This is a genomic window from Mesorhizobium sp. L2C066B000 (assembly GCF_000502335.1).
GTDB lineage: Bacteria > Pseudomonadota > Alphaproteobacteria > Rhizobiales > Rhizobiaceae > Mesorhizobium.
Genome location: NZ_AYWZ01000001.1, coordinates 1,511,981 through 1,532,944 on the forward strand (window position 1 = coordinate 1,511,981; position 20,964 = coordinate 1,532,944).

General features: G+C 64.1%; 16 protein-coding genes and 2 pseudogenes. 8 read left to right on the top strand and 10 right to left on the bottom strand.

Annotation, left to right across the window (positions count from 1 at the left end):
- Nucleotides 1–16: 16 nt before the first annotated feature.
- Nucleotides 17–2,587, bottom strand: a complete 2,571-nt coding sequence (locus tag X733_RS158955; protein ID WP_023739084.1) for an FAD-dependent oxidoreductase — start codon at nt 2,585–2,587, stop codon at nt 17–19.
- Nucleotides 2,588–2,660: 73 nt separating this feature from the next.
- Complete coding sequence (locus tag X733_RS158950; protein ID WP_023710765.1) at nt 2,661–4,238, bottom strand: trimethylamine methyltransferase family protein; 1,578 nt, start codon at nt 4,236–4,238, stop codon at nt 2,661–2,663.
- Between the two features lie 271 nt (nt 4,239–4,509).
- Here X733_RS158950 and X733_RS158945 point away from each other — a divergent pair, with 271 nt between their 5' ends.
- The 5 genes from X733_RS158945 (at nt 4,510) to X733_RS158925 (ending at nt 10,711) form a co-directional block, all read left to right on the top strand.
- Nucleotides 4,510–5,685, top strand: coding sequence for an MFS transporter (locus X733_RS158945; protein WP_023818058.1), 1,176 nt, complete (start codon nt 4,510–4,512; stop codon nt 5,683–5,685).
- 112 nt (nt 5,686–5,797) lie between these two features.
- Nucleotides 5,798–6,955, top strand: coding sequence for an MFS transporter (locus tag X733_RS158940; RefSeq protein ID WP_023818059.1), 1,158 nt, complete (start codon nt 5,798–5,800; stop codon nt 6,953–6,955).
- Between the two features lie 99 nt (nt 6,956–7,054).
- Nucleotides 7,055–9,124: a prolyl oligopeptidase family protein gene (locus X733_RS158935; protein ID WP_023818060.1), complete on the top strand. Its 2,070-nt coding sequence runs from the start codon at nt 7,055–7,057 to the stop codon at nt 9,122–9,124.
- Nucleotides 9,125–9,156: 32 nt separating this feature from the next.
- Nucleotides 9,157–9,279, top strand: coding sequence for a hypothetical protein (locus X733_RS158930; RefSeq protein WP_023670422.1), 123 nt, complete (start codon nt 9,157–9,159; stop codon nt 9,277–9,279).
- Nucleotides 9,280–9,331: 52 nt separating this feature from the next.
- On the top strand, nt 9,332–10,711 hold the full coding sequence (locus tag X733_RS158925; RefSeq protein WP_023818061.1) for an aspartate aminotransferase family protein: 1,380 nt from the start codon (nt 9,332–9,334) through the stop codon (nt 10,709–10,711).
- 426 nt (nt 10,712–11,137) lie between these two features.
- Here the strand turns inward: X733_RS158925 and mmsB are convergent, their stop codons facing one another.
- Both mmsB and X733_RS158915 read right to left on the bottom strand, forming a co-directional pair.
- Entirely contained in the window at nt 11,138–12,022 is an 885-nt protein-coding gene (gene mmsB, locus X733_RS158920; protein WP_023818062.1) for a 3-hydroxyisobutyrate dehydrogenase, read from the bottom strand.
- Between the two features lie 24 nt (nt 12,023–12,046).
- Nucleotides 12,047–13,213: an isobutyryl-CoA dehydrogenase gene (locus X733_RS158915; protein ID WP_023706069.1), complete on the bottom strand. Its 1,167-nt coding sequence runs from the start codon at nt 13,211–13,213 to the stop codon at nt 12,047–12,049.
- Between the two features lie 250 nt (nt 13,214–13,463).
- Here X733_RS158915 and X733_RS1000000167705 point away from each other — a divergent pair.
- Both X733_RS1000000167705 and X733_RS158905 read left to right on the top strand, forming a co-directional pair.
- Nucleotides 13,464–13,823 (top strand): annotated as a pseudogene (locus X733_RS1000000167705) (dimethylsulfonioproprionate lyase family protein); the annotation flags it as partial.
- 43 nt (nt 13,824–13,866) lie between these two features.
- The gene (locus tag X733_RS158905; RefSeq protein ID WP_023818064.1) at nt 13,867–15,351 is read left to right on the top strand and encodes a cobyric acid synthase; all 1,485 of its coding nucleotides are present in this window, start codon (nt 13,867–13,869) and stop codon (nt 15,349–15,351) included.
- Between the two features lie 107 nt (nt 15,352–15,458).
- Here the strand turns inward: X733_RS158905 and X733_RS1000000170655 are convergent.
- The 3 genes and pseudogenes from X733_RS1000000170655 to X733_RS158900 all read right to left on the bottom strand — a co-directional run.
- Nucleotides 15,459–15,677, bottom strand: a pseudogene (locus X733_RS1000000170655) (AraC family transcriptional regulator); the annotation flags it as partial.
- Between the two features lie 98 nt (nt 15,678–15,775).
- Nucleotides 15,776–15,946: a hypothetical protein gene (locus X733_RS1000000167715; protein ID WP_023670429.1), complete on the bottom strand. Its 171-nt coding sequence runs from the start codon at nt 15,944–15,946 to the stop codon at nt 15,776–15,778.
- 52 nt (nt 15,947–15,998) lie between these two features.
- Nucleotides 15,999–16,784: a TSUP family transporter gene (locus X733_RS158900; RefSeq protein WP_023753415.1), complete on the bottom strand. Its 786-nt coding sequence runs from the start codon at nt 16,782–16,784 to the stop codon at nt 15,999–16,001.
- A 196-nt stretch (nt 16,785–16,980) separates the two neighbouring features.
- Here X733_RS158900 and X733_RS158895 point away from each other — a divergent pair, with 196 nt between their 5' ends.
- The gene (locus tag X733_RS158895) at nt 16,981–17,412 is read left to right on the top strand and encodes a TerB family tellurite resistance protein (RefSeq protein WP_023691035.1); all 432 of its coding nucleotides are present in this window, start codon (nt 16,981–16,983) and stop codon (nt 17,410–17,412) included.
- A 115-nt stretch (nt 17,413–17,527) separates the two neighbouring features.
- On the opposite strand, the gene X733_RS158890 is transcribed toward X733_RS158895, so the two are convergent.
- The 3 genes from X733_RS158890 to X733_RS158880 are packed head-to-tail and all read right to left on the bottom strand — an operon-like array spanning nt 17,528 to nt 20,960.
- Nucleotides 17,528–19,150 (bottom strand): dipeptide ABC transporter ATP-binding protein, encoded by a 1,623-nt coding sequence (locus tag X733_RS158890; RefSeq protein ID WP_023818065.1) that lies wholly within the window; start codon nt 19,148–19,150, stop codon nt 17,528–17,530.
- Nucleotides 19,147–20,016: an ABC transporter permease gene (locus X733_RS158885; protein ID WP_023691037.1), complete on the bottom strand. Its 870-nt coding sequence runs from the start codon at nt 20,014–20,016 to the stop codon at nt 19,147–19,149. Before X733_RS158885 ends, X733_RS158890 begins: the two co-directional genes overlap by 4 nt.
- Nucleotides 20,013–20,960: an ABC transporter permease gene (locus X733_RS158880; protein ID WP_023818066.1), complete on the bottom strand. Its 948-nt coding sequence runs from the start codon at nt 20,958–20,960 to the stop codon at nt 20,013–20,015. The genes X733_RS158885 and X733_RS158880 overlap by 4 nt, the downstream gene beginning before the upstream one ends.
- Nucleotides 20,961–20,964: the final 4 nt, after the last annotated feature.

The following is a 20,964-nucleotide window of genomic DNA, read 5'->3' on the forward strand; positions in this document are numbered from 1 at the left end:
GCTCCCTGTCGCCTTTTCAGGTCCGCATCTTCTCGCCGCTGGGGTCGAAGGGCGCCTCGACATTGATGCGCGCCGGACGCCGGTGGCCGAGGATCTCGATCTCGAACAGTCCGGCACTTTCGTCCTCGGCGAGTGCCGCCGGCACATAGCCCTGCGCCATCGACTTCTGCACATAGTGCGCATAACCGCCCGAGGTGACCCAGCCGACCACGCGCCAGTCGCGGTCGACGATGCCGCGCACGGCGGAAGCGCCTTCGGCAGCCTTCGAGCCACGCACGTCCTTGCCTGCCGTATCGAAGCGTGGCGCGCCATAGCCATGCGGCTTTTCCACCGTGCCATAGTCCTTGCCGACCTTGGCCCAGATCGGCTCGTCGCCCATGACATCGGCGTCGGCCGCATCGACGATGAAGGAGACACGGCGCAGTTTCGGCCCTTCCGCCTGTTCCTTGGCGGCGGCTTCGCGGCCGATGAAGTCGTTCTTCTCCAGCTTGATGAAACGGTCCATCGCGCCTTCGAACGGGCCGTAGATCGGGCGCAGCTCGCGGTACCAGGTCGGGAAGTTCTTCTCCAGGCGCATGGAGAGCAAAGCGCGCATGCCGAAATCGACGAGGCCGAACTCCTCGCCGGCGTCCTTGATCGCCTTGTAGACCAGACGCTCATAGGCCGGCGCCATCCAGATTTCATAGCCGAGATCGCCGGTATAGGTGATGCGGTTGACCATGCAGGGCGCGCCGCCGACCGCCATTTCGCGGAAATCCATGAAGCGAAACGCCTTGGTCGAGATGTCGACATCGACCAGCTTCTGCAAGAGGTCGCGCGATTTCGGCCCGGCGATCGACAGGCCGACGAGCGTCTGATCGAAGCGGTGGATGCGCACCGAACCATCCTTCGGCAGGTGCTTTTCGAACCAGCGCATGTGGTACTTCTGCGCGGCGGACGAACCCCAGATCATAAATCTGTCTTCGCCTGCCTTGGCGATGGTGAAGTCGCCGATCAACTTGCCGAACTCGTTGATCATCGGCGTCAGCACGATGCGGCCGATCTTCGGCATGCGGTTGGTCATCAGCCGGTTGAGGAAATCCTCAGCCGCAGGTCCCGACACTTCGTATTTGGCGAAATTGGCGATTTCGGTGACGCCGACGCGTTCGCGTGTGGCGCGCACTTCCTCGCCGATAGGACCGAAATCGTTGGAGCGGTGGAAGGAGACGACGTCCTTCGGCTCCTTGCCCTTCGGCGCGAACCACAGCGGGGTCTCCAGGCCCCAGCTATCGCCCATGACGGCGTTGTTGGCGAGCATGGTGTCGTAGAGCGGGGTGGTTTGTGCAGGGCGCGCAGCCGGCAGCTCTTCATTGGGGAAGCGGATGGAGAAGCGGCGCGAATAGTTTTCGCGCACCTTGGCGTTGGTGTAGCGCAGGCCGGCCCACTCGCCGAAGCGGGCGACATCCATGCCCCAGACGTCGAAGCCGGGATCGCCATGCACCATCCAGTTGGACAGCGCGAGGCCGACGCCGCCGCCTTGGCTGAAGCCGGCCATGACCGCGCAGGCGCACCAGAAATTGGTCAGGCCCTGCACCGGCCCGACCAGCGGATTTCCGTCGAGCGCGAAGGTGAAGGGGCCGTTGATGATCTGCTTGATGCCGGCTTTCTCGATGCCGGGGAAATGCTTGAAGCCGATCTCCAGCGACGGCGCGATGCGGTCGAGGTCGGGCGGCAGCAGTTCATGGCCGAAATCCCACGGCGTATTGACCGGCGACCAGGGTTTGCAGGCTTTTTCATAGGTGCCGAGCAGGATGCCGTTGCGCTCTTGGCGGGTGTAGATCTCGCCCTTGAAGTCGAGCACGCCGATCATCTCGCGGCCGGTCGATTTGTTGAATTCCTCGACCTCGGGCATCGGCTCGGTGAGCAGGTACATGTGCTCCATGGCCAGCACCGGCAGTTCGACGCCGACCATGCGGCCGATCTCGCGCGCCCACAGGCCGCCGCAGTTGACGACATGCTCGGCGTGGACGGTGCCCTGTTCGGTGACGACGTTCCAGGTGCCGTCAACTTCCTGCGTCAGTTCGACGACGCGGTTGCGCAGCACGATCTCGGCGCCCAGCTTCTTGGCCGCCTTGGAGTAGGCGATCGTCGTGCCGGAGGGATCGAGATGGCCTTCGACCGGATCCCACATGGCGCCGACGAAATTGGTCTCGTCCATCAGCGGGAACATCGCCTTGGCTTCGGAGGGCGTGATCAGTTCGGTGTCCATGCCGAGATAGCGGCCCTTGGCGTGGGCCAGGCGCAGAAAATCCATGCGCTCGGGCGTATCGGCCATCATCACGCCGCCGGTCAGATGCAGCGAGCAGGACTGGCCGGAGATTTCCTCGATCTCCTTGTAGAGCTGCACCGTATAGGCCTGCAGCTTGGCGACGTTGGGATCGCCGTTCAGCGTGTGGAAGCCGCCGGCTGCGTGCCAGGACGAGCCGGAGGTGAGCTCGGAACGCTCGATCAGCATGATGTCGGTCCAGCCGGCCTTGGCCAGGTGATAGAGCACCGAGCAGCCAACGACGCCGCCGCCAATGACAACCGCTTTTACATGAGATTTCATGAGAGATAGGTCCGTTTTTGCGTAAATTGAATCAGGTGTGTCGGTTGGCAGGATGCCGCCAGTTGCTTGCCGATCAAAAATCGGTCGGCGCGCCGCCTTCGGCCGTGCGCTTTTCGACGAAGTCGTTGAGCTCTTCGCGGATCGCCGGGTCCATATAAGGTTCCTCGTAGGATGCCAGCCGCTCCTTCCAGACCTTGTTGGCCTTTTCCAGCGCGGTCGGCGATCCGGCTTCGGCCCAGGTCTCGAAATTGCGCCAGTCGGAGAGGATGGGCGAGTAGAAGGCTGTCTTGTAGCGGTCCTGCGTGTGCTGGGTGCCGAAGAAATGGCCGCCGGGGCCGACCGACTGGATGGCGTCGAAGCCGAGCGCTTCGTCGGACAGGTCGAGCGGGGTGAGGAACTCGGCCACCATCTGCAACAGGTCGATGTCCAGGATGGTCTTCTCGTAGGAACAGCGCAGGCCGCCTTCGAGCCAGCCGGCGCCGTGCATCATCAGATTGCCGCCGCCCTGGATGGCGCCCCACAGCGAGAACACGCTTTCATAGGCTGCCTGCGCGTCGACCGTGTTGGCGGCGCAGGTATTGGAGGTGCGGTAGGGGATCTTGTAACGGCGGGCAAGCTGGCCGCCGACAAGCTGCGCCTTCATATATTCAGGCGTGCCGAAGGCCGGCGAGCCTGACTTCATGTCGACATTCGAGGTGAAGCCGCCATAGCCAACCGGCGCGCCCTTTCTCACCATCTGGGCAAAGGCGATGCCGGACAGCGCCTCGGCATTTTGCTGCACCAGCGCACCGGCGATGGTCACCGGCGCCATCGCGCCGGACAGGGTGAAGGGCGTGATGACGACGACCTGACCCTTGCTCGACATCTGGATGATGCCTTCCATCATCGGCACATCCAGTTTCAGCGGCGAATTGGTGTTGATGATGGTGAAGACGGACGGCTCTTCGAGCATCTGCTCATGGCTGATGCCGCGGGCGATCCTGGCGATCTCGATGCCGTCGACATTGCGCTCCTTGCCGAGCGAATAGATGTGGAACACCTTGTCGGTCAGCGTGGCGAGGTCGCGGATGCATTCGAGGTGGCGCACGGAAGGATGGATGTCGGTCGGCTCGACCGGATAACCGCCGGTGCAGTTCAGGATGTTGTGCATCTGCGCCAGACGCAGGAAGTTGCGGTAGTCCTGCTGGTTGCCCGGACGGCGGCCGCGATCGAGGTCGGAGCAGTTCGGTGCCGACGCCATCATCGACAGGATCACATTGTTGCCGCCGAAGCGCACATTGTGCGCCGGGTTGCGGGCATGGAGCGTGAATTCCGACGGGCAGTTGGAGATGAGATCGAGGATCATGTCGCTGTCGAAGCGCACGCGCTCGCTGCCCTCGCGGACATCAGCGCCATTTTCCTTCATCATGCGGCGCGCTTCGTCATGCAGCACGTCGACGCCTATTTCCCTCAAGACGCGCAGCGAGGCGAGGTGGATCGATTCCAGCTCGTCGTCAGAGACCAGCTTGGTCGGCGTTAGCGGATTTCTCAGTTGCCGAAAAGCCGGCTGTTCGAAGGCGGCCGAGCCGCCGGCGCGCTTGCCCGCACGGCCACCGCGACGGGCCCGGTCGGTTGCCAAAGGCGGTTCGGCTGGATGCAGGGCGGCGGTCATGATGGTCCTCGTACGATGCTGGTAGCGGGCGGCATAATGGACCGGCGGCTGTCCGACCATTGCGGAGGCGGCGACCACTAGGACGAGGGAAGCGACATGCCCGAACGGCAGTCCGATAGTTGACAACCTTGCCGGGGATTGGCGGACAGGACGCGCCCACTGCGGCTCTTGGCGCAAGGGGATTTCAGGCGCGGCCCTTCCTTTCCCTAAATCGAACCGCTAGCTCAGTGGTTTGCCGCTGGATGGGCCGGCAATTCATGTGGAAGGCATCATGGCTGCGACCGGTTCGAGCGATGGCGAAGCGGGGACGCAATGGGCGGCGCTTGCCGGCGTAACTGCCGCCCTCGCGATGTTCGGTGCGGCGCAAGGGCTGAGCTCGCCGCTGTTTACGCTGCTGATGCAGAAGCAAGGCATGTCGCCGGCGCTGATCGGCTTGTCGGCAGCGATGATGCCGCTTGGCCTGATCCTTTCGGCCTCGTTCGTGCCGGCAGCCGTTCGGCTGGTCGGCGCGCGCAACCTGGCTGTGGGTTGCTCATTGATTGGGGCGCTGTGCTTCCTCGGCATCGGCTACCTGCAGGACTGGGTGGGCTGGTTCGTCATCCGCTTCATCATCGGTATCGTCATCAACCCGCTCTATATACTGGGCGAAGTATGGGCGCTGTCGCTGGCGCCGCCGTCGCGCCGCGGCAGGGTGATGGGGGCATTCAACACCGTGCTGGGCGCTGGCTATGCTGCGGGGCCTTTGGTCCTGACCGCGGTAGGGATATCGGGCTGGGTTCCTTTCCTGGTCGGCATGGCCGGCTTCATCCTGTGCGCCGCGATCCTTCGTGCTGTTTCCTCAAGCCTCGCCGGCTTCGAGGATGACGGCCAATTGCCCGGCGGCTTTTTCGGTTTCGCCAGGCTGGCGCCGGCGCTGTTGTTTGCCGTGCTGGTTTCGGCGGCGGTCCAGCAGGGCACCTACGCTTTGATGCCGGTCTTCGGTGCTGCCTATGGCTTGCCCGAAAGGACGCTGGCGGCCCTGGTGATGGCACTGTCGCTGGGAAACATCTTCCTGCAGATCCCGCTCGGCCTGCTGGCCGAGCGTTTCGGCGGGCGGGCGATGATCATCTTCTGTGCGTTGGCGACAACGACCTGCGCGGTTTTGCTGCCGTTGCTGATCACGACGCCGGCGATCTGGCTCGTCCTTCTCGTCATGGGCGCTGTCGGCTACGGCGTCTACACCATGGCGCTGGTGGAGCTCGGCAGCCGCTTCAGGGGAACCGTGCTGGTCGCCGGCAACGCCGCCTTCGCATTGATGTGGGGCGCCGGCGGCATTGTCGGCCCGCCTGGCGCCGGTGCCTTGATGCAGACCATCGGTCCGCTCGGTCTGCCGGTGGTGATCGCCGGCCTCGACGCGCTGCTGGTGAGCTTCGCGCTCTATCGATCGTTCAAGCGCCAAAACTCCTGACAGGCCCAAAAGCTCCTGACAGGCCTTGTCTGGAGCAAACGGTTTTTCGCGGGGCGGGGCTTACCCGCGTCGGACAGAAAAGCTAGTCCTGAACCTGGTTTAGGTGCCAATGATGAACCTGGCGGAAGCTGACAACGAGAAGATGCAGTGGGCGGCGATCAGCGGCGTGATCGCGACCGTCTCGGTGTTCGCCATCGCGCAAGGCCTGTCCTATCCGCTGCTGAGCTTCATCCTGCAACGCCAAGGCGTTTCGCCGGCCATCATCGGGCTCTCGGCGGCAATGACGCCGATCGGCTTCATTGTCTCGTCGCCGCTGATCCCGGCACTGGCGCGCCGGTTCGGGGCAGGGCGCACCGCGCTTACCTGCGCGGCGCTTTCGGCGATCGTTCTGGCGCTGATCGGGTGGACGCAGAATGTCTATCTGTGGTTTCCGCTGCGCTTCCTGATCGGGGTGGTGACCAATCCGCTCTATGTCTTGAGCGAAATCTGGGTCATTGCACTGGCGCCGCCATCGCGCCGCGGTCGCGTCATGGGTGTCTATTCAACCATCATCTCGGCCGGCTTCGCTGCCGGGCCGCTCTGCCTGCTCGCTGTCGGCACCGTGGGATGGCCGCCATTCCTGGTGGGGATCGCCGCCTTCATCTTTTGCGGCGCCTGCCTGGCGCTGGTGCTGCCGCGACTGCCGAAGGTCGACGAAGCCGGGCACAGGGTTTCGGTCATGGGCTTCATGCCCCTGGCATGGCTACTGCTGTCGGCGGTGGTCGTTGCCGCCGGTTTCGAACAGGGCGTGCTGGCGCTGCTGCCGGTCTACGGCACGCACCATGGCATCGCGGAAGCGCGCATGTCGGCGCTGCTGTCGGTGATGATCGCAGGCAATATCGCCATGCAGGTGCCGCTCGGCTTGCTGGCGGAACGGCTGACGGCGCGGCTGGTGCGATTCGTCTGCGTCGTGGTGACGGTGCTGGGCTGCGTGCTGCTGCCGCTGCTGATCGAGACGCCGTTGATCTGGCCTTGCGTCTTTATCTGGGGCGCGGTCTCCTATGGCATCTACACCATGTCGATCATCGAGCTCGGCGAGCGCTTTACCGGCTCGGCGCTGGTCGCCGGCAATGCCGCCTTCTCCCTGATGTGGGGCATCGGCGGCATCGTGGTGCCGCCGCTGGCGGGTGGCGTCATGGATGTGATCGGCGCCTCCGGCCTGCCGATCACGCTGGGCACGATTTGTCTGGCACTGGCTGTGGCCACGGTCCTGCGCCGGCGGATGGTTTGAGGTCGCATTCCCACCGATGACCGAACGTCACCATCTTGAATAAAACCGCTTGGAACGCGATGTAGGCAGGGCTGCCCGCCACTAGCCTGGAGACCGTGCGTGACCCAATCGACGACAAAACGCCAGACGGATGCCACCGTGGAGGACAAGTTCCTCTGGCTGGAGGACCGGACCAGCAAGGAATCGCTCGACTGGGTGCATCGCCAGAACGAGATCACCGTGGCCGAACTACAGGGCGATCCGTCCTACCAGGCGGCCTTCGAGACGGCGCTCGACCTGATGACGGCCGAGGACAACATTGCGGTCGGTGCCGCGCTCAACGGTCAAGTCTATAATTTCTGGCAGGACAAGACCAATGTGCTCGGCCTCTGGCGCCGCACGACGGTCGCTTCCTACAAGACCGAGAAGCCTGTGTGGGAGACGATCATCGACTTCGACGTGCTGTCGGCCAAGGAGGGGGTGAAGTGGGTGTTCAGCGGCGCCAGCCGCCTTTACCCCGATTTCAACCTTTGCCTGGTGGCGATGTCGCCGGATGGCGGCGATGCCGGCGAGATGCGCGAATTCGACATCGAGACCAAATCATTCATCGAGGGCGGCTTCCGCGCTCCCGCCTCGAAATCCGGGTTTTCCTGGCTGGACAAGGACACGGTCATTGTCTCGGCTGCCTTCCATGAAGGCGACAAGACCCAGTCCGGCTATCCGCGCGTCGTCAAGCTGTGGAAGCGCGGCACCCCGTTGGAGGATGCGACGCCGATCTTCGAGGCCGAGAAGCAGGATCTCGCGGCCGGCGCGGGGGTCGAGCATGATGGCGACAGGCAGTATTTGTTTCTGGCCCGCACGATCGCCTTCTTCTCCTCGCACAGTTTTCTGCGCCTGCCGTCGGGCGAAAACCGGCGCATCCCGCTGCCGGACGATGTCACCGACACCGCGCTGTTCAAGGGCTGGTTCGTGTTCGGGGTGCGCAGCCCATGGACGGCGCCGGGCGGCACTGAGTGCTTGCCGGACGGCCTCTATTCCTTCGATTTCGAACACTGGATGGACACCGGCGACCTGGGCCCTGTTGAAACCATGCTCGCGCCAGCGCACCGTGTTTCGGTCGCCGGCATTGCCCGCACTCAGGACCGGCTGTTCATCAATCTGATGGACAATGTGCGCGGCAAGGTCGTTGTCGCCGAGCGCAGCGGCGACCGCTGGTCGCTGAAGCCGGTGGCGCTGCCCGAGAACGGCAATGTCGGCATCGCGCATGCCGAGCATTTCGGTTCCAGCGTCTCCTTCTCCTTCACCGATTTCCTGACGCCGAGTTCGATCATCTGGTCGGACGATGACGGGGCGACGCTGGCCACCGTGAAATCGCAGCCGGCGCGGTTCGACGCCGCGCCGCTGGTCTCCGAACAGTTCGAGGCGCGCTCGAAGGACGGCACCATGATCCCGTATTTCGTCGTCAGGCGGCGCGACCAGAAGGGTCCGGTACCGACGCTTCTCTATGGTTATGGCGGCTTCGAAATACCGCTGCTGCCCGGCTATGCCGGCGTGCGCGGCAGGCTGTGGCTGGAAAAGGGCAACGCCTATGTGCAGGCCTGCATCCGCGGTGGCGGCGAGTTCGGGCCGGCCTGGCATCAGGCCGCGCTGAAGGGCAATCGCCAGACTGCCTTCGACGATTTCGCCGCGGTGGCGCAGGACGTCGTCAGGCGCGGCATAGCCACGGCTGCTTCCCTCGGCATCCAGGGCGGCTCGAATGGCGGCCTGCTTACCGGCGTTTCCCTGACGCAGCATCCCGAACTGTTCGGCGCCGTCATCATCGAGGTGCCGCTGCTCGACATGCTGCGCTACACCGAACTGCCGCCAGGCGCCTCGTGGATCGGCGAATATGGCGATCCGGCAAAACCGGAAGAAGCCAAGTGGCTCGCCGCCTATTCGCCGTACCATCATGTCTCGGCCGATGCCGTCTATCCCCCGGTGCTGCTCACGACATCGACCGCCGACGACCGCGTCCATCCCGGCCACGCCCGCAAGATGGCGGCGAAGCTGCAGGAAGCAGGTCACGGCAAGACGTTGTTCTTCGAGGAGACGGAAGGCGGCCATGGCGGGCGCGGCGACCGCCGGCCGCAAGCGGCGCAAACCGCCATGAAATACGTGTTCCTGCAAAGGGTATTGAGCGGCACCGCTTGAATTCCGGGCCTCGGGCGGCATAGACTGCAGCCATGGTCTACATGAGCACATCCGGCGCCTTCGGGGTCGCGGTGACACCGTCGCCGCGCACGCTGCGCGCCGAACTGCTCAGGCTGTGCGCCCGCATCGGCTATTCGCCGCCCGCCGTCCTCTGACGAAGTCGCCCCGGCAGCTTGCCGGTTTGATTCCAGAGGAAAGAGCAAACCCATGACTTACCAGAACTATTCGCTGAAGCAGCTTCAGCAGATTGACGCCGCGCATCATCTGCATCCCTTCACCGACCACAAGGAATTGCGCGAGACCGGCTCGCGCATCATAACCCACGCCAACGGCCCGTTCATCTACGATGCCGACGGCACCGAAATACTCGACGGCATGGCCGGGCTGTGGTGCGTCAATGTCGGCTATGGCCGCGACGAGCTGGCCGACGCCGCTTACGCGCAGATGAAGGAATTGCCCTACTATAATTCCTTCTTCAAATGCTCGACGCCGACGCCCGTGCTGCTGTCGAAGAAGCTGGCCGAGCTGGCGCCCAAGGGCATCGCCCAGGTGTTTTACGGCTCCTCCGGCTCGGAGGCCAACGACACGGCGCTGCGGCTCGTGCGCCACTATTGGGTGCTGGAAGGCAAGCCGGAGAAGAACCGCATCATCTCGCGCAAGTCGGCCTATCACGGCTCGACCGTCGCCGGGACGTCGCTGGGCGGCATGGATTTGATGCACAAGCAGCTCGGCGGCGCCGTGCCCAACATCGTCCATGTGATGATGCCCTATGCCTATGAGCTGGCGCTGCCCGGCGAAAGCGACCATGATTTCGGCCTGCGCGCGGCCAAGGCGGTCGAGGATGCCATTCTGGAGGCCGGCGCCGACAAGGTCGCGGCCTTCATCGGCGAGCCGGTGATGGGGGCGGGCGGGGTGAAAATACCGCCGATGAGCTACTGGCCGGAAGTGCAGCGAATCTGCCGCAAATACGATGTGCTTTTGATGCTGGACGAGGTCATCACCGGCTATGGCCGCACCGGCGAATGGTTTGCGGCGCAGACCTTCGGCGTCGAGGCCGACACCATCACCACGGCCAAGGCACTGACCTCGGGCTATCAGCCGCTGTCGGCGCTGCTGGTCGGCGACCGTATCGCGGCGACGCTGGTCGAAAAGGGCGGCGAATTCTACCACGGCTATACCTATTCGGGTCACCCGGTGGCCTGCGCGGTGGCGCTGAAGAATCTCGAGATCATGGAGCGAGAAGGTCTGGTCGACAGGGTCAGGAACGACACCGGACCTTACTTCGCCCAGGCGCTGCAGGAGCGCATTGCCGGCCACGAACTGGTCGGCGAGGTGCGATCGATCGGGCTGATGGGCGCGATCGAGATCGTCAAGGACAAGGCGACCAAGGAGCGCTTCCTGCCGGCGGGCAGTGCCGCCGTCACCGTCCGCGACCACGCCATCGCGCAAGGCCTGATGCTGCGCGCCACCGGCGACACGATGATCCTGTCGCCGCCGCTGATCTGGACCCGCGCGACGATCGACATGGCTTGCGATCGCATCGCCAAAGCGCTGGATCTGTCGCAAGCGGATTTGCGCAAGAAGTAGATGGAACGAGCGCCGGGCGCCTTGCAAACAGGGCGCCCGGACTGTGCGCCTGCTTATGGTCTGGGTCGACGGGGTCAGCGCACCGATCGTGCTGGTCAATGAAGACCATCAGGCAATTCCGAACGCTGCAATCGGAATAATAATTCAGACCGAGCAGTATAGTACTGCAAAACGCAAAAACCGCGCTCCATGGGAACGCGGCTTTGCCAGATACGCATGGCATTTCGCCAACAATACACTTGCGAAACTTACGGGCTCCGGTACGCGAGACCTGATCCGGAGCGCCGGGCGGATGCGATATGTCCGCCTCGCCATCCGTTATATAGGCACATCGTTACCGCCGGGTTATCGAGAGCTTAAGCAAATCTAAATTTGCAATTTTTCCGCGCAATAAAAATCGAGAAAAGCGCTGCCAAATTCGAAAACTTATAGAGAACTGCCGCGAAGGAAATTTATGATGCCGGAAAAATCCGATCCGCCATTTCCCTGGGCGTTGAACAGCGCATAAAGCTGGGCCGCTTCGGCCCCCATTGGCGTCACCGCGCCGGCGCTTTGGGCCGCCTCCTGCGCCAGTTTCAGGTCCTTCAGCATGAGTGCTGCGGCAAAGCCCGGTTTGTAGTCGCGGTTGGCGGGTGAGGCCGGCACGGGACCCGGCACCGGGCAATAGGTGGTCAGCGACCAGCACTGGCCCGACGAGGTCGAGGCAACGTCGAACAGGGCCTGATGCGAGAGGCCGAGCTTTTCGGCCAGCACGAAGGCCTCTGCGACGCCGATCATCGAAATGCCGAGCATCATGTTGTTGCAGATTTTGGCTGCCTGACCGGCGCCGTCGTCGCCGCAATGGACGATGCGGCCTGCCATCGGCTTCAGGACCGGTTCGGCCTTGGCGAAGGCATCCTTGGCGCCGCCGGCCATGAAGGTCAGTGTTCCCGCAGCAGCACCGCCGGTGCCGCCGGAGACGGGGGCGTCGATCGAATGCAGCCCGTGTTCCCTTGCTACGGCATGCGCCTTGCGGGCCGACTCGACATCGATGGTCGAGGAATCAATGAACAGGGCGCCTGGTTTGGCCTTGGGTGCGATGTCCTCGTAGACCGAGAGCACGTGCTTGCCGGCGGGAAGCATGGTGATCACGACATCGGCGTCCTTCACCGCCGCCACGGCATTCGCCATGACAATGACGCCATGCTCGCGGGCGACGGTGAGGTTTTCCGGCATCAGGTCAAAGCCGTGCACCGCGTGCCCCGCCTTGACGAGATTGGCAGCCATCGGGTTGCCCATATTCCCCAAGCCGATGAAGGCGATCGTCGTCATTGTTCTATCCTGGTCTTGCTGGCTTCAGCGTCCGATCAACGCCCGCGCGATAATCACGCGCATAATCTCGTTGGTGCCTTCGAGGATCTGGTGGACGCGCAGGTCGCGCACCAGTTTTTCGATGCCGTAATCATGGAGATAGCCGTAGCCGCCATGCAGCTGCAGCGCCTCGTTGGCGACGTTGAAGCCGATGTCGGTGACGAAGCGCTTGGCCATGGCCGACCATTTGCCGGCGTCCGGCGCCTTGCGGTCTAGCTTCGAGGCGGCAGCATAGAGGAAAATGCGTGCCGCCTGCAGTTCGGTTTCCATGTCGGCCAGCCGGAACTGCAGCGCCTGGAACTGGTTGATCTTCGAGCCGAAGGCTTTGCGTTCGCCCGTATAGGCCAAAGCCTTGTCGAGCGCCGATTGCGCGCCGCCGAGCGAGCATGCCGCAATGTTGAGGCGGCCGCCGTCAAGGCCGGCCATGGCGATGCCGAAACCTGCGCCTTCCCCCGACAGCAGGTTTGCAGCCGGCACCTTGCAGTCCTCGAAGATCACCTGGCGGGTCGACTGCATGTGCCAGCCCATCTTGTGCTCGTTGGCGCCGAAGGAGAGGCCGGGCGCATCCTTCGGCACGACGAAGGTGGAAATGCCCTTCGGCCCGTCGGCGCCGGTGCGCGCCATGACGACATAGAGGTCGCTGTCGCCGGCCCCGGAGATGAACTGCTTGGCGCCGTTAAGCACATAGTCGACGCCGCTCTTCACCGCGCGCGTCTTCAGCGCCGCGGCATCCGAGCCTGAGCCCGGCTCGGTCAGGCAGTAGCTCGCCAGCCATTCCATCGAGGTCAGCTTCGGCAGGAAGCGTTGGCGCTGCTCGTCGTCGCCGAAGCGGTCGATCATCGACGCCGCCATATTGTGGATCGAGATGAAGGAGGAAAACGCCGGATCGGCGTGCGACAGTGCCTCGAAGATCAGCACGGCGTCGAGCCGGCCGAGCGCCGAGCCGCCGACATCGTCCCTGACATAGATGCCGCCGAGGCCGAGCGGGCCGGTCTCGCGGATTACATCGGCGGGAAAGTGTCTTGCCCGGTCCCATTCGAGCGCATTGGGCGCAACGCGATCGGCGGCGAAGGCCTGTGCCATCTCCTGGATGGCGCGCTGTTCCTCGTTGAGCTCGAACTGGCTGGTGCTCGCATCGACCGCGGCGTCCATGGCGTGCTCCCTGTGTTCCCCAGCTGGGGTTGGCTTGCTGGCCTGTTGTTTTTGGCTTTGCGCGCCGCTCAATCTAGACCAATGATGCCGCCGCGCAACCCGGCTCGCCGCGCAGCCGCTGTGCATGAATGGATCAACGGAGCATTGCGTGCCGACATATTTCGACGAATTGCTCGACCGCTTCCATGCCTATCTCCGGGGCGTGGACAACGCGCTGGTGCGGGACGCCGTGACCCGGATCGGCTGGAATATGACGGCGCGCGTGCTCGAAGCGCATCCGCTGCCTTGCCTTGGTCTGCTCGACCGCATTGTCGAACTGGCGCCGCCGGACCCGCAGCCCCTGGTGCAACTGCTGGCGGAGCGTCGTGACGATCTGTGCTGGGGGCAGACCTACAACGCGAGCGATTTTGGTGAAGCGTTCTTGCAAAAATACGGCTGGCTGGAGGTGTTTGGCACGCGCGGCCATTTCGCCAATGAAGAGGTCGCGGCCGGATTGCTGATCCTGGGGCCCGGCATCACCTATCCCGACCATCATCACATTGCCGAGGAGATCTACATTCCGCTGACCGGCGGCACCGAGTGGCGCATGGGCGAAGGCGGCTTTCACACCCGCCAGGCGGGCGAAATTATCCATCACGCCTCCAATGTCAGCCATGCCATGCGCACNCAAGGCGATCATGCTGCAAGGCACGGGTTCGGATGTCGGCAAGACGGTGCTGGTGGCGGGGCTCTGCCGCGCGGCCAGGAATCGCGGGCTGAAAGTCAGGCCGTTCAAGCCGCAGAACATGTCGAACAATGCCGCCGTCGCCGACATTCCGGGCGACGACCGCCCCGGCGGCGGCGAGATTGGCCGTGGGCAATGGCTGCAAGCGCTGGCGTGTGGTGTTCAGCCGACCGTGCATATGAATCCGGTGCTGCTCAAACCCCAGAGCGACATCGGTTCGCAGGTGATCGTGCAGGGCAAGGTGTTCGGCGAGGCGCGAGCGCGCGACTACCAGACAATGAAAGCGGGGCTGATGGACGCCGTGCTGGAGTCCTGGACGAAGGTCGGTGAGGGCGCCGATCTGGTCATCGTCGAGGGCGCCGGATCGCCGGCCGAAATCAACCTGCGCAGCCGCGACATCGCCAATATGGGCTTTGCCACACGCGCCGACGTGCCGGTGATTCTGGTCGGCGACATCGACCGCGGTGGCGTCATCGCTTCGGTCGCCGGCACGCATCTGATCCTGCCGGAGGCAGACAGGCGCATGATCGTCGGCTACCTCATCAATAAGTTCCGCGGCGATGTCTCGCTGTTCGACGACGGCATCCGGTCGATCGAAAGCTTCACCGGTTGGCGCTGCTTTGGCGTCGTGCCGTGGCTGAAGGCGGCGGCGCGATTGCCGTCCGAGGATTCGGTCGTGCTCGAACGCCTGACGTCGGGCGAGAAGCGGGCGTTGAAGGTCGCCGTGCCGATGCTGTCGCGCATCGCCAATTTCGACGATCTCGATCCGCTCAAGGCCGAACCGCAGGTCGAAGTGGTGTTCGTGCCGCCGGGGCAGCGCTTGCCGGAGAATGCCGGCCTGGTGGTCATTCCCGGTTCCAAATCGACGATCGGCGATCTCATGAAGTTCCGCGAGAATGGCTGGGATCGCGATCTCCTCGCGCACCGCAAACGCGGCGGCCATGTCGTCGGTATCTGCGGCGGTTTCCAGATGCTCGGCCGCCTGGTGCGCGATCCCGATGGCATCGAGGGCAGTGTCACCGAGGCCGAGGGACTCGGCCTGCTCGACATCGAGACGGTAATGGAACCGGAAAAGACGGTGCGCAATGTCAGCGCCCGCTCAGTGCCGTTCGGCCTGGCGCTCGAGGGCTACGAAATTCATCTCGGCCGCACCACCGGGCCGGACATGGCGCGGCCGTCGGCTGTGATCAACGGCATCGACGACGGTGCGATTTCCGCCGACGGCAAGGTTTTTGGCACCTATCTGCACGGCCTGTTTTCCGCCGACGCTTTCCGGGCGAGATTCCTGGAAAGCCTCGGCTTGAAAGGCGGCGGCATCGACTATCGCGCGGACGTGGAAAAAGCGCTGGACGAGATCGCCACCGAGCTGGAGCGCCATCTTGAGTGCGATGCGATTTTTGGGTTAGCAAGGTAGGACCGTCCACCGTTTCGCCATCCTCGGGTCTGCGCGTCCGCTTCGTTTCCACTCCGTGGATGTCGAAGTTCGGGCGCTTTCGCCGACCTTCGACGCGGCGCTGAAGGACCAAGGCCGATGGCGAAGGATTCTGCGAAACTGATCACCAGCGGGACGGTGAGCGAGGCGTATTCGACATTGCGAAAATGGCCGGGCGCCGTTTCGCGATAGCCACAAATGTCGGTGACCGCGTTCTGCAGCCGCAGGCCCGGCGCGCGCCGCACCATCTCGAACCGGTCGGCTACCGGGCGGTGCTGTTGATCGTGGCGCTCCGTCTCGCCGGACATGGTCATCCTCCGCGCGGAAGAGCCTAACGGACCATGCATCCAAAGCAAAAGCGCCCGGCTTTTGACCGGGCGCTTCGAATTGCAGAAGTCGCGGGCGCCTAGGCGCCGCGCATCAGGCAGGCGGCGGCAAGCACGATGTATGCGATGAGGACAATCCACACCGCAGCCAGAGGAATGAACGCAAGAACGCCAAGCGCGGCGAGCACGCCGATGATGGCGATGACAAGGGATATGATGAAAACAAGCTGAGTGGGTGCACTAAGATTCATGTGTGGTCCCTCCAACATGATTCGTACAACGGCACTCTATCAGGCGTGAGGCTTATACACCAATCAGCTGGCGCAATGGGTTCGCCGGGTCGGCCAGCAGCTTCACCGCCAGAGCCAGGCAGATGATCACCAGCAGCGGCTTGATCAGCCGGGCGCCGATGCGGATGGCAAGGCTGGCGCCGAGCCGGGCGCCGAGGAACTGGGCGACGCCCATCATCAGCCCGATCTTCCAGCAGACGACGCCGGCGACGGCAAAGACGATGAAGCCGCCAATGTTGGAGGCGAAATTGAGCAGCTTGGTGTGTGCCGTGGCCTTGAGCACGCCGAAGCCGGCGAGGCTGACGAAGGCCAGCATGTAGAAGGAGCCGGCTCCCGGCCCGAACAGCCCGTCATAGAAGCCGACCAAAGGGGCGATGACCAGCCCGAACAGGAAGGGCGACAGGCGCTCGGCGCGGTCGACATCGTTCATGTTGGGTTTCACGGCGAAGTAGATCGCGATGGCGATTAAAAGCAGCGGCAGCAGCGCCCGCAGGAGATCACCCGGCACGAATGCCGCCAGCAAGGCGCCGACGGCACTGCCGGCAAGGGCCAGAAGCGCCGATGGCAGCTGTCGGCGCAGATCGACATGGCCATTCATGGCGTAGTGGATGGTCGCCGAAGCGGTGCCGAAAATGCCCTGCAGCTTGTTGGTTCCAAGTGCTGCGACGGGCGGGAAGCCGGCAAGCAGCAGGGCCGGGATGGTGATCAGCCCGCCGCCGCCGGCTATCGAATCGACAAAGCCGGCTGCAAAGGCGGCGAAGGCAAGCATGATGACGGTCTGGGTAGCGAGGTCGAGCATCGGGATTTTCTGAACATTCCGGCGGGAAAGGTGGTGCCGCGCCTTCTCATGGCCATCCGGTTTGCGCAAGGCCGATTCCGCGCTACGTCCATCCAAGCGCGTTGCGCTTGGATTTCCTGTGGTGCATGTCATTATCTCAGTACCGCTGCGCAGTTTTGGGTCATGTGCGCTGGGCGGGCTCGGGAAAGGGACACTGTTGGCGATGGCATTGCTCGACCAGATACGCTCGATCTTCGATGGTGACCCCGGCGTGCGCAAGGTTGCCGACGACCCCGTGCTGTCGGCGGAACTCTTGATGCTGTTTCGCATGATCCTGGCCGACGGCTCGGTTTCGGAGAGCGAAATGGTCGCCTTCCGGCGCATCTGCAAGGACGCCTTCGGCATCCCGGAAACCAGCATCGACGCGGTCATCGAATATCTCAATGATTTCGGCTACGAGACCAACGGTTCGCAAGCCATGGCGCTGTTCCGCGATCTCGATGTCGAACGGCGCAAGTTGCTGGCGCTCCACATGGCGGAGATCGCCAAAGCCGATTCCAAACTGGCCGAGAGCGAAGTGCGGCTGTTGCGCCGCACGCTCGATTTGCTCGACATCAGCCCGGTCGATGTGGTGAAGCCGGAGGAGTGAGGCAGACCAGGGGCAACGGCCGCCCGGCCGGGTCCCCGCTGCTTCGCAGCGTCCCAGCGTTCGTGACCTTTCATCGTGCCACTGGCACGATGAATTCGCTGCGCGAACCGGTCACTCACCCCTGTTCCTGCATACGGTGAGCGATCGCCCGATGCAGATCGGGCGCAGCCGCGACCAGCGCCCTGGCCGCCTCCGACTGCGGATGATCGAGCACGTCGCCGGTCTTGCCGCGCTCGACGATCCTGCCGTCATGCATGACCAGCACCTCATCGGTGATGGCGCGGGCGACGGTCAAATCGTGAGTGATGAAGAGATAGCCAATGCCGAGCTTCTGGTTGAGCTCTGCGAACAGATCGAGGATCTGGGCGCGGATCGAGACGTCGAGCGCCGAGACCGGCTCGTCGGCGACGACCAGCTTCGGCCTGGTGATGATGGCGCGGGCGATCGACAGGCGCTGGCGCTGGCCGCCGGAAAACTCATGCGGATATTTGTCCATGTCGCTGGTGCCGAGGCCGACCTCGTGCAGCGCATGCGCCACCATCTCGCGCCGCTCGGCCGGTGTCGGCTTCGTCTCCAGTACATGCAGCGGCTCGGCGACCAGTTTTACGACCTTCTGGCGCGGGTCGAAAGAGCCGTAGGGATCCTGGAACACCACCTGCATGTCGCGCCGCGCGGCTTTGAGCTCCGCCTCGCTTTTGCCGGTGATGGTCTCGCCGCGAAAGCGGATCGTTCCCGATGTCGATTTGTCGAGCGCCAGGATCATGCGGGCAAGCGTTGACTTGCCGCAGCCGGAGCGGCCGACCAGCGCCACCGATTGGCCCGGCGCCAGCGACAAGGAGACGTCGTCGACAGCGCGGATCGGGGGAGCGGGTTTGAACAGGGATGTACGCCGCCCGGGATAGTCGCGGGTCACGCCTTCGACCTCAAGCAGCGGTTTGCCCTGGCCGGTGGCGTGAACTTTGGCGCGCGCGGGCACGTGCATCGAGGCCAGCGCCAGCTGGCGCGTGTAGGGATGCAGCTGTTCCGACAGCGTGCGTGCGGTGTCGCCGGCTTCCATCACCTCGCCATTGCGCAGAATGGTGATGCGTTCGGCCATTTCGGTGACGACCGCGAGATCGTGCGAGATCAGAAGCAGGCCCATTCGGTTTTCGCTGACAAGGCCGCGCAAGAGGTCGAGGATCTGCGCCTGCAGCACCACGTCGAGCGCCGTGGTCGGCTCGTCGGCGATGAGCAGCTTGGGTTTCAATGCGCAGGCAATGGCGATGACGACGCGCTGGCGCTGGCCGCCCGACAATTCGTGCGGATAGCGCGACAGCGGGAATTTGGCCTCCGGCAGGCCAACCCGGTCGAGCATTTTGCGCGCGCGGTCTTCGGCGTCGGCACGGCTTGCCCTAGTGTGCCAGCGTATGCCTTCGGCGACTTGCTCGCCGATGGTCTTGACCGGGTTGAGCGCCGTCATCGGCTCCTGGAACACCATGCCGATGTCGTCCCCACGCAGCGCGCACATCTGGTCCTCGGTTGCGGCCAGAATATCGATGCCGTCGAAGGTCACGCGGCCGGTGGCGCGCGCCGCATGCGGCAGAAGCTGCATGATGGTCAGCGCCGTCATCGATTTGCCGGAACCGGATTCACCGACCAGGCCCATCACCTCGCCGGGCGCGACGGAGAGCTCGACCCCTTTCAGGATCGGCGTGTCGCCGATCGCCAGCGACAGGTTCTCGATCTGCAGCAGGCTCATCGCTGCCGCCGCGATTTCGGGTCGAGTATGTCGGCGATGCCGTCGCCGAGCAGATTGAGCCCAAGCACGGTGATGACGATGGCCATGCCGGGGAAGATGGCCATCCACGGCGCCACCACCATGCGCGTCTGGGCGTCGAACAGCATGCGGCCCCAGCTCGGCATTGGCGGCTGGGCGCCGAGGCCGACATAGGAGAGACCGGCTTCGGCCAAAATGCCGAGCGCGAACTGGATGGTGCCTTGCACCAGAAGCAGCGTGGCGATGTTGGGCAGCACGTGCTCGATTGTAATCTGCGTCTTGCTCTTGCCGGCGGCGCGCGCGGCGAGAATGAATTCGCGTGGCCAGATCGCCAGCGCGCCGGCGCGGGCGACGCGCGCAAACACCGGGATGTTGAAGATGCCGATGGCGATGATGGCGTTGATCGCGCCCGGTCCGAAGATGGCGGTGATCATGATCGCCGACAGCAGCGCCGGGAAGGCGAAGACAAGGTCGTTCAGCCGCATCAGCGCCTCGTCGACGAACCCGCCGCGCGCCGCGGCGAAGGCGCCGAGCGGCACGCCGACGCCCATGCCGATGCCGACCGCGACCAGCGCCACGGCAATCGAGTTGCGGGCGCCGACCATGATCATCGACAGGATGTCGCGGCCGAAATGATCGGTGCCGAACCAGTGCGCCGCAGAGGGCGCCAGCGTCTTGTCCGAGATCACCAGTTTGGTCACGTCGTAGGGCGTCCAGACGTAGGAGATGACCGCTATTGCAGCCACCAGCACCGTGATGGCGAAGCCGATGAGGAAGGAGCGGTTGCGGAAGGCCTTGGCCAGAATGCTGCCCAACGTCTCCTGCGGGATGTCGATGTGCAGCGTCATTGCCGGCCTCGAAGGCGCGGATCGACGATGGCGTAGGAGACGTCGACGACGAGGTTGACTGCAATGACGGCGACGACCAGCAGCATGACGATGCTTTCCACCACGATCAGGTCGCGCTGAGTGATCGCCTGGAACACCAGCCGTCCCAGACCAGGCAGATAAAAGACGTTCTCGATGATGATGGTGCCGGCGAGCAGGAAGGCGAATTGCAGGCCCAGAATGGTCAGAACCGGGATCATCGCGTTGCGCAGTGCGTGCCGCCACAGCACGGCGCGATAGGGCAGGCCCTTGGCGCGGGCGGTGCGGATATAATCCTCGTTCAGCACCTCGAGCAGCGCGGAGCGGGCAACGCGAGCCAGGATCGCGGCCTGCGGCAGGGCGAGTGCTACGGCCGGCAGCAGCAGCGATTTCAGCGCCGGCCAGGCGCCGGCGCTCCAGCCGGGGAAACCGCCGGCCGGCACCAGCCGCAGCCAGACGGCAAAGAGGTAGATCAGCATCAGCGCGAACCAGAAGTTCGGGATGGCGACGCCGAGCTGCGCGGCACCCATGGCAATCGTGTCGCCGGCCCGGCCGCGCCGGCTGGCGGAAAAGAGCCCGACGGGAATGGCGATGACGGTAGAGAGCGCCAGCGCGATCAGCGCCAGCGGCAGGGAAACCGCCATGCGTTCGCGGACAAGGTCGATGACCGGCACCGAATAAGTATAGGAGCGGCCGAAATCGAGGCTGAGCAGACCGCCGACCCAATGGAGGTAGCGCAGGAGAAGCGGCGCGTTGAGGCCCATCTGGTTGCGCAGGAGTTCGACCTGCTCGGCGCTGGCGTTGAGGCCCAGCATCAGCCGCGCCGGGTCGCCGGGCAGGATTTCGAGCACGGCGAAGACGACCATCGACGCCAGAATCAGCGTTGCGATGGCGATGGCGAGGCGTTTGAGGAGGTAGGCGGTCATGGTG

What these genes read in the sequence shown, in the direction of transcription:
- X733_RS158955 (WP_023739084.1), bottom strand. Translation starts at nt 2,587, where the DNA reads ATGAAATCTCATGTAAAAGCGGTTGTCATTGGCGGCGGCGTCGTTGGC.
- X733_RS158950 (WP_023710765.1), bottom strand. Translation starts at nt 4,238, where the DNA reads ATGACCGCCGCCCTGCATCCAGCCGAACCGCCTTTGGCAACCGACCGG.
- X733_RS158945 (WP_023818058.1), top strand. Translation starts at nt 4,510, where the DNA reads ATGGCTGCGACCGGTTCGAGCGATGGCGAAGCGGGGACGCAATGGGCG.
- X733_RS158940 (WP_023818059.1), top strand. Translation starts at nt 5,798, where the DNA reads ATGAACCTGGCGGAAGCTGACAACGAGAAGATGCAGTGGGCGGCGATC.
- X733_RS158930 (WP_023670422.1), top strand. Translation starts at nt 9,157, where the DNA reads ATGGTCTACATGAGCACATCCGGCGCCTTCGGGGTCGCGGTGACACCG.
- X733_RS158925 (WP_023818061.1), top strand. Translation starts at nt 9,332, where the DNA reads ATGACTTACCAGAACTATTCGCTGAAGCAGCTTCAGCAGATTGACGCC.
- mmsB (WP_023818062.1), bottom strand. Translation starts at nt 12,022, where the DNA reads ATGACGACGATCGCCTTCATCGGCTTGGGGAATATGGGCAACCCGATG.
- X733_RS158915 (WP_023706069.1), bottom strand. Translation starts at nt 13,213, where the DNA reads ATGGACGCCGCGGTCGATGCGAGCACCAGCCAGTTCGAGCTCAACGAG.
- X733_RS1000000167715 (WP_023670429.1), bottom strand. Translation starts at nt 15,946, where the DNA reads ATGAATCTTAGTGCACCCACTCAGCTTGTTTTCATCATATCCCTTGTC.
- X733_RS158900 (WP_023753415.1), bottom strand. Translation starts at nt 16,784, where the DNA reads ATGCTCGACCTCGCTACCCAGACCGTCATCATGCTTGCCTTCGCCGCC.
- X733_RS158890 (WP_023818065.1), bottom strand. Translation starts at nt 19,150, where the DNA reads ATGAGCCTGCTGCAGATCGAGAACCTGTCGCTGGCGATCGGCGACACG.
- X733_RS158885 (WP_023691037.1), bottom strand. Translation starts at nt 20,016, where the DNA reads ATGACGCTGCACATCGACATCCCGCAGGAGACGTTGGGCAGCATTCTG.
- X733_RS158880 (WP_023818066.1), bottom strand. Translation starts at nt 20,960, where the DNA reads ATGACCGCCTACCTCCTCAAACGCCTCGCCATCGCCATCGCAACGCTG.